The sequence below is a fragment of the Enterobacter sp. R-1.6.2 genome, assembly GCF_035064085.1.
Classification (GTDB): Bacteria; Pseudomonadota; Gammaproteobacteria; order Enterobacterales; family Enterobacteriaceae; genus Enterobacter; species Enterobacter asburiae_B.
This window is the reverse complement of the sequence record NZ_JASEYI010000015.1, coordinates 127992-140170: the sequence shown is the minus strand read 5'-3', so window position 1 is coordinate 140170 and position 12179 is coordinate 127992. Positions and strand designations below refer to the sequence as shown.

The following is a 12179-nucleotide window of genomic DNA, read 5'->3' as shown; positions in this document are numbered from 1 at the left end:
TTTCGTCTTGCGACGTTAAGAATCCATGTCACTTTGAGTGCCCACACAGATTGTCTGATAAATTGTTAAAGAGCAGTTGCAACGCGGCGTTAAGCTCGCCGTTGCGAGGTGGCGTATATTACGCTTTCCTCTTTCAGAGTCAACCCGTTATTTCAGAATTTTTCTCTTCAACCGACCGCGTTGTCTGTGAAGTGATTCACATCCGCCGTGTCGATGGAGGCGCATTATAGGGAGTTCTCAGCAGGCCGCAACCGCTAAATGTCAGAAAAATGACTGACTGCTGCATTCCACAGCAAAACCCCGCCTTATACCCTTTTATGCACAAAGTTATCCACAATCATGAGCGAATCGCGATGCGATCCTACGAATTGAGCGGGAAGATCAACTATACTAGCGGCAAATAATCTCCCCTGTGCAGGCCCCCCTCATGACCACACAACGCCTCGCCCGCGACTGGCGTCTCCCTACCGCAGGTTTGCTGCTGCTGGCAATCCTCTTTGCGGGTTTTACCCTGCATGCGCACTGGAACGCTTTTATCCAGTGGTGTCTCGCCACGCAAATTACGCTGCACCGCTATCTGGTGATGTATCTGCTGCAGCTTAATAACCACCAGTACAGCGGCGGATTATGGCTGTTAACGGGGGCTTTCCTTTATGGTGTCCTTCACGCCATCGGACCCGGACACGGAAAGTTCATCGTGACGACCTATCTGACCACCAATAAGGAAACCGAACTGGCCGCCCGGGTTGTCCCCTTCCTGGGTAGTCTGATGCAGGGCGTCAGCGCCATTCTGTTTGTCTTTATTCTGGCGGTGGGGTTTAACCTCGCCTCAGGGGATATCAGTACCAGCCGCTGGTACGTGGAGAAGATAAGCGCAGTGCTTATTGGCGCATTCGGTGCTTTTGTCATTTATCAGGCGCTGAAGAGCCTGCGCCCGCACAGGATGACTATCTCCGCCATCAAGCCGCTTCATCAGCATGATGAACACTGTGGCTGCGGCCACCACGGCGTGGGGGTAAACCTGACACAAGGCGACTGGAAAACGCGCCTGGGCGTCATTCTGGCGATTGGCGCACGCCCGTGCAGCGGGGCGATCATGATTCTGATGTTTTCGAACGCGCTGGGCATTGTCACCTGGGGAGTGGCCGCGGTCATGACCATGTCTTTGGGCACCGCACTTTCTATTGTGGGGCTTTCCCTGGCTGTACGTTACGCCCGCGAGCGCACGGTGACCTGGTTCGGAGAAAGCGCCTCATTGAGATGGCTGGTACCGGCAGTCAAAATAGCCGGAGGGATAGTCCTGATCCTGTTTGCGACGGTGCTGTTCCTGACGGTGATCCCCGTCAGCGCCAATGGCGACTACATCGCTGCCGGATGTTAATAAAAGAAAACCCGCCGTTGGCGGGTTTCTTTATTACTCGTTGATGCGTGGATGCTGGTCCACCAGTCGGGAGCGTTTTTTCTGCAGCTCTTCAATCTCTGCGTCAATATCCTCAATCTTCTGCTCTACGTTATCGTAGTGCTCGCGCAGGATCTCTTTCGCTTCCTGGATGTCAGACGCCGCAGGCGTTGCGCCTTTCAGAGGGCGATTCGCCGTCTCCTTCATGGTAAGACCGGTAATCAAACCAATCACCGCAATCACCATCAGGTAATAAGCAGGCATCATCAGGTTCTGCGTGCTCTCGACCAGCGAGGCGGCAAGCGTCGGGGTCAGACCGGCAATCAGCACCGAGATGTTAAAGGCCGCGGCCAGCGCGCTGTAGCGAATATGCGTCGGGAACATCGCGGGCAACGTGGAGGCCATCACCCCGATAAAGCAGTTAAGGATCACCGCCAGCATCAGCAGACCAGCAAAAATCAGCCCCAGCACATCACTGTTAATCAGAATGAATGCCGGAATTGCCAGAGCAAACAGCGCAACGCTTCCCAGGATAATGAACGGTCGACGACCAAAACGGTCACTCAACAGGCCCATAATCGGCTGGACAAACAGCATACCCACCATGATGGCGATAATAATCAGCACACCGTGATCTTCCGAGTAGTGCAGGTTATGCGACAGATAGCTCGGCATGTAGGTCAACAGCATGTAGTAGGTCACGTTGGTCGAAATCACCAGACCAATACAGGTCAGCAGGCTGCGCCAGTGCTTAGTGGCAATCTCTTTGAACGACACCTTCGGACCATCCTGCAGCCCTTCGCGGTCACCCTGTTCCAGTTTTTCGACGTGCTGCTGGAAAGCAGGCGTCTCTTCCAGCGCATGACGCAGGTAAAGACCAATAATCCCCAGCGGCAATGCCAGGAAGAACGGGATACGCCAGCCCCAGTCGAGGAAGTTATCTTCACCCACCACGGTTGAAATCAGTACGACTACGCCCGCGCCCATGACAAACCCGGCAATCGAGCCGAAGTCCAGCCAGCTCCCCATAAATCCGCGCTTACGGTCCGGGGAATATTCGGCAACGAAGATCGAGGCACCGGTATATTCACCGCCTACGGAGAAGCCCTGCGCCATCTTACAAATCAGCAGCAGAATCGGTGCCCAAATGCCGATGGTGGCGTAAGACGGTATAAGGCCGATACAGAATGTACTGATCGACATAATGACGATGGTGATGGCCAGGATCTTCTGACGACCATATTTATCGCCGAGCATACCGAAGAACAGACCGCCCAGCGGGCGAATCAGGAAGGGAACGGAGAACGTACCCAGTGCGGCAATCATCTGCAGGCTGGGATCGGCCCCGGGGAAAAACACTTTACCTAACGCATAGGCCACAAAGCCGTAGACACCAAAATCGAACCATTCCATCGCATTACCGAGCGAGGCTGCGGTAATGGCTTTACGCAGCTTTGCGTCATCAATAATGGTGACGTCGCGAAGCGTGATGGGTTTAATCTTTTTCCTTCTCAGCATAGCTATCCTCGTTGACTCGGCCCTGTCTGTTTCACAGTTCAGTTAGCGTTCTGTGAACCATGGGATCCGCTCCATGCGAATCGCCTTATTCAAGCGTAGCAGGTTTACTTACATTGACGTTTTACGACGATACAACCGAACCTGTTGACGCCTGCCTGGGCAGTTAATGACCTTTTTACCCTACCAGCGTTTATATTTGCGATCAACTTCACACATATTTTCGTGTCTGGTCAGCTCAGGCAAATTTTTGTCAAGGAGTGCCAATAAGTACTTCCTTATCCCACCTAAAGAACATCCTCCCGCACGTCATTATTTCTTTCGTAACAGAAAAACAAACCACATTAATTCACATCAGGTTTACATAAATTTTCATCAGCAGGAACCAGCCTCAGGTTTTACATTGAATATGTGATAAAGATAACTAAAACGATGTTTTATTTACATTGAATCAATATTCCAATGATCGCATCATAAATCCGAATTCAGCGTTTTACGTGTTTAAGGAAAAGGTTAATTGAGAGCACGCATTTAATTTTGTTGCAGGGCTTTCGAAAAAACACCACAAGCAATACGAGCAATCAATTGAATTTATTGACTAATTTTTAACACCTATCCCCCGTGCTGCGGGATCCGATGTGAGGTTTGTCTATGAAGATTAAAGCCACGATAGAACGTATACCCGGCGGCATGATGCTGGTTCCGCTGGTACTGGGCGCGATCCTGAATACCCTTGCTCCCAATACCGGAGCTTATTTTGGCGGTTTCACAAAAGGCATGATAACAGGCACGGTTCCCATTCTTGCCGTCTGGTTTTTTTGTATCGGCGCATCCATTAATTTACGGGCAACGGGGACAGTATTACGGAAATCCGGCACGCTGGTGATCACCAAAATAGCCGTAGCCTGGGCAGTGGCAATGATATGCGCGATGTTCATTCCGGAGAATGGAATTCAGACCGGGTTCTTTGCGGGTTTATCGGTCCTGGCGATCGTCTCGGCGATGGATATGACCAACGGCGGATTGTACGCCAGCCTGATGAATCAGTACGGGACGAAAGAAGAGTCCGGCGCATTTGTGTTGATGTCTCTGGAGTCCGGCCCATTGATGACGATGCTGATCCTGGGGTCTGCTGGCCTGGCCTCGTTTGAACCCCACCACTTTGTCGGCGCGATCCTGCCCTTCCTGGTCGGTTTCGCCCTTGGCAATCTCGATCGCGATCTGCGTGATTTCTTCAGCAAAGCCACGCCGGTGCTGATCCCGTTCTTCGGTTTCGCACTGGGGAACACCATCAACCTGAAGGTCATTCTCGATACCGGCCTGCTGGGCATTGTGCTGGGTGTCGCCGTGATCGTCATCACCGGTATTCCGCTGATTATTGCTGACCGCGTCATCGGAGGAGGAAACGGCACGGCCGGCGTCGCCGCCTCTTCAGCCGCCGGTGCTGCAGTCGCAAACCCGGTGATTATCGCCCAAATTAACCCGGCCTTCGAACCGGTCGCCGCTTCAGCAACGGCGCTGGTTGCCGCGAGCGTGATCGTCACCGCGATTCTGGTCCCCATCATCACGGCGCTGTATGCGAAACGCTACGGGAATATGCAAGAGACCCTGCCTGAACCGAAGCCGATAGAAATGAATCATTAACACACCGCACCGTTCCCTCTCCCAATGGGGAGAGGGGGAGAGATTTAGCCAAAAATCTCTTCCACCATCCCGTCCACCAGCCGTTTTGCCGAACAGAGCCTCGGCATGCCCAGAGCGACGGTCTGCCAGTTTTGCGTCACTGACCAGCTCACCGGATGTTGATCCGCCTGACACCAGTCCCCCAGCCACCCCAGCATGTCTTTATGATCGATTAACCCCGGAGAGGCTGGCGTTGTCAGCCACTGGTGATAGAAATGGCGGGTCGTGGGTGACGCATTGATGCCCTGTGCCAGATAGTTAGACGCCATGCTGCGCAGGTTATCCTTAAGCATTGCCGCCACATCTTCATTCGCGAGGCGGCATGCGTCACCAAATGCCCCCCAGCGCAGCTCTTCCAGGACGATAAAACAGCGCCCGGCCAGCGACCAGCCATCATAATGCCCGGCCCGCCAGCGGGTAAAAATCTGCTCGCTATGCTCACCCGCCTGCACCGTCAGCCCGCGCTGGGTTAGCGCCTTCTCTTTATAGGCGGCGCGTTGGGTAAAATGAGAAGCGAGTTCAGCGTACTGCTGCATCAGACCGGGGGACTGCTGGGCGCGCGGGTGCGTCTGCTGGCGCAAAGCAATCAGTTTCTCTGCCATCAGAGTCAGCGCGAGATGACCCGGGTCAAGCATGCCGGCCAGTTTTTCCGCCAGCCCCAGGCGCAGCGCCGCATTTTCATTGAGCATACCCGCCATCGCCCAGGGGCGCAGCCGGGTATGCGTCATGATTTCTTGAGTCAAACGCTCACGAAACTGAAGCTGTTGTGGTCCCAGGTGAGGATGACGCGCCGCGTCCACTCCCTGAACCAGATCGACCATAAATTTTGGATTAATACACTCCAGCGTTCGCCCGGGGCCGTCCAGTAGTGGTGTTGTCATGGTTGCTCTGCCGCGAATAGAGTTTGAATATCATCGCGTAACAGTCGGGTATCTTCCTGTATCCACGCCGCAGTCGTAATACTTTGCTTCAACAGCTGGCAGAGCGCTCGGGTTGAATGCTCATTCTGTTGACGCACTGCGAGGCTATCACGCAAGCTTTCCTGTAACCCGGTCAGGCACAGCGAGAATTCTGCAAAGAACGTCGCCATTCCTGCCGTAACAGAGACATCGACCTGCGCGGACAAAGCTTTACGTATTTGTTCACAAAACAGCTCAATATGTTGCTTAAATTTGTCATGTAGCTGCGCAATATCGATAACATATCGCGTGCGCGTTTCCACATACTCATCCCAGCCCCAGCCCGGATTATTGAGCCAGCGAGAGACCGTTTCTCGCATGCTGCTCCCGCCTGATGACGGGCCTGCCTGGCTGTCATCAGGCGCTATCGCGTCGTTAAACAGCGCCCGCGTATTGAAGTTGAGCTGGTGAGCCTGAAACGCCGGGAAACTGATTCGCGCCCGAAAACCCGCATGGCTCAGATGCTCTTTAATACGCGTTTCGATGGGGCGCATGGCTTCGTTCAGGGAACGCGCCAGCGTAGATTCAAGCTGGTCGAAGCGTAACGCCAGCTCCCGGCAGATTTTCGTCTGTGCATCCAGCATCACCAATTCGCAGGAGGAGCGAATTTTACTCAGCGCGATCTGCGCCTGCCCTTCATCGTCCAGAACCAGCTGCTTCAGCTCGTCACCGTGAGGGTTCTGCCGATCGATGCCTGCTAAATCAAGAATATGCTGAGCGCTGAACACCTCGCCAATCGCCTGGTTAAGCGCGGTTTTTTGCGCTCCCATAAAGTCCGCGGTGGCGTTCAGCGCCTCCTCAACTTCATGTTTCACCTCATCGCTCACCACGCTCTGACGCGTCTGGAGAAGCGCCATGTCCTCTTCCAGACGTGCGATATTCAGTTCCAGCGCCTCAAAGGCAACCGTCAGCCCCTGATAGCGGAAGTCGAGGTACTCCCGGGCATTTTGTGCGTAGTTGAGCAGCTTATGCGAGGCCGAACGCAGCGCGTAAAGCGAGGCATTGGCATAGGCGGCGTAAATCAGTTTGCGTATCGGTTGTTCGAAAAGCGAATCTTCCCAGAGCAAATCGGCAGCATGACGAATATGGTCGATATCGTCCAGGTCCGCCGTACGCCAGCGCCGCCCAAGCGCCGCTTCGGCAAAATCCTGCACCCAGGGTTGCTCCTGATGATCCGGCAGTTGTCCGTGGGTACTCATCTCGTAGCGAGCGCGGTTCGCCAGATAGGCCCACATAGACGAAACGGGGTAGATCTGGCCAGGCGAAATATTGCCTTTCATTAAGGTGCCGGAGATCATCGCCCGGATCTGCTCTTCATCGTCGCTATTGCGATCTTTCTGATCGAATTTATTGACCAGCGCATACAGCGGCACGGATTTTCCCGCCGCGGAAATGGCCTGGCGGACTTCTTCATCAGAGATGGATTTAAGCTGGGTATAATCCATCACGGCCAGCACCGCCGACGCGCGGGACAACTGCTCGCTGAGCATTTTTTGCAGGTGCGGCTGTCCGGCCTCATTCGGCCCGGGCGTATCGAGCAGCGTCAGCTGTCCGAGGTGAGCATCAAGACCCGCAAGATGCACGAACTCCACTTCAATCACCGGAATATGTTCGATAGCCGCATACTCAGAGAACGGAAACTCCACCCCTAACGCCTGGGAAAGCCTCACCAGGTCGTTGAGGCTTTTCAGACAATGAAATATCGGCTGCGCGCCCAGGTGATGCTTCTCAAAAGCCTCTCCTTTTTCAATGCGCTCCAGCAGCGTATTCATGTCTTTATCAATTTCCAGATGCTGGGCCAGCTTTCCGCGATCGTAATCGCATAGCTTTTTCTGAAGCAGTTGGATCAATTCATCAATGGGCGAGGCATGTGAGAAATGCAGCACCGGCTCCTTCTGACCCGGCGTGTGGCGAATCAGGGTAGGAAGCGCCGTCATCGGACGATTGCGGTTCGGCAACACTTCGGTCCCCACAATCGCATTAATGGTGGTCGATTTCCCCGCTTTCATAGTGCCAACAATAGCCAGGACCATTTCCAGCCGGGTTATTTTTCGTAATTCATTATTCAGCATCGCCTGCTGCGCTTCGACACCGCGCGCGCTAAAATGCAAAGGTAAAACGTTGTTCTTTTCACCCGTAATAGCAGCCGCGGTGCTCTCCAGCATCGCAGTCGGCATTGATTTCAACGTATCAAGGTTTTGCCGGGCGAGCTGTAGCAAACGCTCAGCTTCCTGGCTTAATTCAAAAATGGTCTGTGTGTGCATGATAAAAGCCTTTCCTTAACGCAAATTTATTACTTTTATTAAGCCACTGGTATTAATTATGTTGTTCAGGCTTATATGATCACGTGTGGAAAACATGTCCGCCGAAATATAACTGATTGATGATAATCAGAAATAATTCGCTATCCTTGCATGGCGTGTATAGCTCCCCTCCTGGCCTGACGGCCAAAGGAAAAAAGCGTAGCCCAATTTTAAGAAACTTCAGGATATATCATCATTATTTACCCACCTAAAAAGAGAGGTAATACGCCCCTGCCAAAAGATATGGATGGCAGCGAAGTCAGGAGATAAATAACAATGTGTCGCTTCACCTTATCCGAAATGAAGGAGCGTAGCAATTTGCTGCAATAAAATATTCGATATATTTAGCGTCATTTCTTCCCAACGTGTTAATGAGGTAAGCATCGCTTAACTGACTGACAGGAAGTGTCACTCCCGATACGCTTTTTGCATTTTTTTAATTCATAATGTCACCGACAAACGTGTGGATTTGCGCTATACTTGCCGCCTTTTTCGGCACGCTGCCGTCATTTAGCTGGCACTTTCCAGCGCGTTTACACTTTTTGAGGATACCGATATGTCACTCCCACACTGCCCAAAATGCAATTCTGAATACACCTATGAAGATAATGGCATGTTCATCTGCCCGGAATGCGCTCACGAATGGAACGATGCCGAACCATCACACGATGCTGATGCACTTGTCGTAAAAGATGCGAACGGCAATTTGCTGGCGGACGGCGACAGCGTAACCGTGATTAAAGATCTGAAAGTGAAAGGCAGTTCTTCCATGCTGAAGATCGGCACCAAAGTGAAGAATATCCGTCTGGTTGAAGGCGATCATAATATCGACTGCAAAATTGACGGCTTCGGTCCGATGAAGCTGAAATCAGAGTTCGTGAAAAAGAACTGATTTACCCGCCCGGTGGCGCTTCGCTTACCGGGTTTTCGGGAACTACACTTAACGGGCTTTTCTTACGTGAGGTAAAGATTATGCCGTTAAGTCCCTACATCTCTTTTGCCGGCAACTGTGCAGAAGCCACTTCTTTCTACCAGCAAGCCGTCGGCGCAGAGCTTCTCTATAAAATCACCTTCGGCGAAATGCCAAAAAGCGATAACAGCGAAGAAGGCTGTCCGTCCGGTATGCAATTTCCGGATTCGGCTATCGCTCACTCCAACGTCCGCATTGCGGGCAGCGATATCATGATGAGCGACGGGATGCCGCCGGGCAGCAACTCGCAATACGCGGGCTTCACGCTGGTTCTCGACACCCAGGACGTTAATGAAGGCAAACGCTGGTTCGACAACCTCGCCGCGGGCGGGAATATCGACATGGCCTGGCAGGAAACCTTCTGGGCACACGGTTTCGGTAAAGTCACCGATAAATACGGCGTGCCGTGGATGATTAACGTCGTTAAGCAGCAGCAAACGTCTTAGGCCGGATAAGCGCAGCGCAGCCGGCAACAGCGCCCGGTGGCGCTGCGCTGACCGGGCCTACGGTGACTGTCATCGCTTTCACTTCAACTCTTCAAACTCCCGCAACCCAGACTTAACCCAAATGTCACATTGATGCGCCAGCATGAGGCCACATTTATCGTGAGGCCCAGCACATGCAAACCGTCATCCGCGTCGAGAAACTGAGCAAGACCTTCCATCACAATAAGGCTCTGCATGCCGTTGATCTGACCGTCCAGCAGGGCGAAATGGTGGCGCTGCTGGGGCCATCCGGTTCAGGTAAATCCACCCTTCTGCGTCATTTAAGCGGTCTTATCACCTGCGATAAAACGCCGGAAAGCCACGTCGAGCTGCTGGGCAATACCGTGCAGCGCGCGGGGCGTCTCGCCAGCGATATCCGCAAGAGCCGCGCCCAGACGGGCTACATCTTCCAGCAGTTCAACCTGGTGAACCGCCTGACGGTGCTGGAGAACGTGCTGATTGGCGCGCTCGGCAGCACCCCGTTCTGGCGCACCTGTCTGCGCTGGTTCTCTCCTTCACAGAAGCAGGAAGCCTTGCAGGCCCTGACCCGCGTCGGCATGGCGCATTTTGCCCACCAGCGCGTCTCCACCCTGTCCGGTGGGCAACAGCAGCGCGTGGCGATTGCGCGCGCGCTGATGCAGAAAGCGCAAATCATTCTTGCAGACGAACCCATTGCCTCGCTGGACCCGGAGTCTGCCCGCATCGTGATGGAAACCCTGCGCGACATTAACCAGAACGACGGCATCACCGTAGTGGTCACGCTGCATCAGGTGGATTACGCCCTGCGCTACTGCGAACGCATTGTCGCCCTGCGTCAGGGACATGTGTTCTTTGATGGCGCGAGCCATCAGTTTGATAACGAACGTTTTGACCATCTCTACCGCAGCATTAACCGCGTCGAAGAGAACGCGCAGGCTGCTTAATTAAACCCGATCCGAGGAAAGTACATGAGCTACAAAGCCGTTGCCGCGCTGGCCTTTACCAGCATGTTCAGCCTCAGCACCCTGTTAAGCCCGGCGTATGCACAAGAGCAGGAAAAAGCGCTGAACTTCGGCATTATTTCGACGGAATCACAGCAGAACCTGAAGCCTCAGTGGGAACCGTTCCTGAAAGATATGGAAACTAAGCTGGGGATCAAAGTGAACGCCTTCTTCGCCCCGGACTACGCGGGCATCATCCAGGGGATGCGCTTTAATAAAGTGGACATCGCCTGGTACGGCAACCTCTCCGCCATGGAAGCGGTGGACCGCGCGAACGGCCAGGTCTTTGCCCAGACCGTCGCGGCAGATGGCTCCCCGGGCTACTGGAGCGTGCTGATCGTGAACAAAGACAGCCCGATCAACAACCTCAACGACATGCTCGCCAAACGCAAAGAGCTGACCTTCGGCAACGGCGACCCGAACTCGACCTCCGGCTACCTTGTCCCTGGCTACTACGTCTTCGCCAAAAACAACGCCTCCGCCAGCGACTTCAAACGCACGGTGAACGCCAGCCACGAAACCAACGCCCTGGCCGTGGCCAACAAGCAGGTGGACGTTGCTACCAACAACACCGAGAACCTCGACAAGCTGAAAACTTCCGCGCCGGACAAGCTGAAAGAGATCAAGGTTATCTGGAAATCGCCGCTGATCCCGGGCGACCCGATCGTGTGGCGTAAAAACCTGTCCGAGAGCACCAAGGACAAGGTGTACGACTTCTTTATGACCTATGGCAAAACGCCGGAAGAGAAAGCGGTCCTGGCGCGTCTGGGCTGGGCACCGTTCCGCCCGTCAAGCGACCTGCAGCTGGTCCCGATTCGCCAGCTGGCGCTGTTTAAAGAGATGCAGGGCGTGAAGGACAACAAAGGGCTGAAGGACGAGGAGAAGACCAGCAAAGTGGCCGCAATTGAAGCCCAGCTGGAAGACCTCGACCGCCTGACCGCCGCGCTCGGTGCGATGACGAGCGTGAATAAAGCGGTGCAGTAGTGCCTTTCTCCCTCTCCCAGTGGGAGAGGGCCGGGGTGAGGGCATCAGCGCGCACATTTCCCCCTCACCCTAACCCTCTCCCTCAAGGGAGAGGGGACTAAACCCAAAGGAGCCAACATGCAAACCATCACCCTCCCGCCGCCGAAGCGCAGCTGGTTCTCGCTCATAAGCTGGGCCATCCTGCTGGCGGTGCTGGTTATCTCCTGGAAGGGCGCGGAAATGGATCCGCTGCTGCTCTTCAAAGACGCGGGCAACATGGCGACCTTCGCCGCCGACTTCTTCCCGCCGGACTTCAGCCAGTGGCAGGATTACCTCAGCGAAATGGCGGTCACCCTGCAAATCGCCGTCTGGGGCACCGCTCTTGCCGTCGTTCTCTCCATTCCGTTTGGCCTGATGAGCGCCGAAAACATCGTGCCGTGGTGGGTATACCAGCCGATGCGTCGCCTGATGGACGCCTGTCGCGCCATCAATGAAATGGTCTTTGCGATGCTGTTCGTGGTCGCCGTTGGCCTGGGTCCGTTCGCCGGCGTGATGGCGCTGTTCATCCACACCACCGGCGTGCTCTCCAAGCTGCTCTCCGAAGCGGTCGAAGCCATCGAGCCCGGCCCGGTGGAAGGCATCCGCGCAACGGGCGCCAACAAAATCGAAGAGATCCTGTACGGCGTCCTGCCGCAGGTTATGCCGCTCCTGATCTCCTACTCCCTGTACCGCTTTGAGTCCAACGTCCGCTCCGCGACGGTAGTCGGCATGGTGGGCGCAGGCGGGATTGGCGTCACCCTGTGGGAAGCGATTCGCGGTTTTCAGTTCCAGCAAACCTGCGCCCTGATGGTGCTCATCATCGTCACCGTCAGCCTGCTGGATTTCCTCTCTCAACGTTTGCGTAAGCACTTCATCTGAGAAG

The 12179-nt window shown here is 54.4% G+C and carries 10 protein-coding genes; 7 read left to right on the top strand and 3 right to left on the bottom strand.

Translation table 11 applies throughout. The features are described 5' to 3' along the window. Positions 1–427 precede the first annotated feature (427 nt). The gene (locus QMN93_RS16950; RefSeq protein ID WP_048979051.1) at positions 428–1381 is read left to right on the top strand and encodes a nickel/cobalt transporter; all 954 of its coding nucleotides are present in this window, start codon (positions 428–430) and stop codon (positions 1379–1381) included. A gap of 33 nt (positions 1382–1414) precedes the next feature. Here the strand turns inward: QMN93_RS16950 and proP are convergent, their stop codons facing one another. After that, positions 1415–2917: a glycine betaine/L-proline transporter ProP gene (gene proP, locus QMN93_RS16945; RefSeq protein ID WP_029740241.1), complete on the bottom strand. Its 1503-nt coding sequence runs from the start codon at positions 2915–2917 to the stop codon at positions 1415–1417. Positions 2918–3565: 648 nt separating this feature from the next. Between proP and kdgT the strand changes: the two genes are divergently transcribed. Then, on the top strand, positions 3566–4558 hold the full coding sequence (gene kdgT, locus QMN93_RS16940; protein WP_033144443.1) for a 2-keto-3-deoxygluconate transporter: 993 nt from the start codon (positions 3566–3568) through the stop codon (positions 4556–4558). A 44-nt stretch (positions 4559–4602) separates the two neighbouring features. Here the strand turns inward: kdgT and QMN93_RS16935 are convergent, their stop codons facing one another. Both QMN93_RS16935 and crfC read right to left on the bottom strand, forming a co-directional pair. Then, entirely contained in the window at positions 4603–5478 is an 876-nt protein-coding gene (locus tag QMN93_RS16935; protein WP_069303543.1) for a diguanylate cyclase regulator RdcB family protein, read from the bottom strand. After that, a complete protein-coding gene (gene crfC / locus QMN93_RS16930) occupies positions 5475–7820 on the bottom strand; it encodes a clamp-binding protein CrfC (protein WP_193138790.1) in 2346 nt (781 codons plus the stop codon). The genes QMN93_RS16935 and crfC overlap by 4 nt, the downstream gene beginning before the upstream one ends. Positions 7821–8415: 595 nt before the next feature. Here crfC and QMN93_RS16925 point away from each other — a divergent pair. The 5 genes from QMN93_RS16925 to phnE all read left to right on the top strand — a co-directional run bounded on the left by QMN93_RS16925 (position 8416) and on the right by phnE (position 12175). Then, positions 8416–8751: a zinc ribbon domain-containing protein YjdM gene (locus QMN93_RS16925; protein WP_023310096.1), complete on the top strand. Its 336-nt coding sequence runs from the start codon at positions 8416–8418 to the stop codon at positions 8749–8751. 80 nt (positions 8752–8831) lie between these two features. Beyond that, positions 8832–9275 (top strand): VOC family metalloprotein YjdN, encoded by a 444-nt coding sequence (gene yjdN, locus QMN93_RS16920; RefSeq protein ID WP_193138789.1) that lies wholly within the window; start codon positions 8832–8834, stop codon positions 9273–9275. A gap of 173 nt (positions 9276–9448) precedes the next feature. After that, on the top strand, positions 9449–10237 hold the full coding sequence (gene phnC, locus QMN93_RS16915) for a phosphonate ABC transporter ATP-binding protein (protein ID WP_033144439.1): 789 nt from the start codon (positions 9449–9451) through the stop codon (positions 10235–10237). Positions 10238–10261: 24 nt separating this feature from the next. Next, the gene (gene phnD / locus QMN93_RS16910; protein ID WP_047059567.1) at positions 10262–11278 is read left to right on the top strand and encodes a phosphonate ABC transporter substrate-binding protein; all 1017 of its coding nucleotides are present in this window, start codon (positions 10262–10264) and stop codon (positions 11276–11278) included. Between the two features lie 117 nt (positions 11279–11395). Continuing rightward, positions 11396–12175: a phosphonate ABC transporter, permease protein PhnE gene (gene phnE / locus QMN93_RS16905; RefSeq protein WP_023334213.1), complete on the top strand. Its 780-nt coding sequence runs from the start codon at positions 11396–11398 to the stop codon at positions 12173–12175. Positions 12176–12179 lie beyond the last annotated feature (4 nt).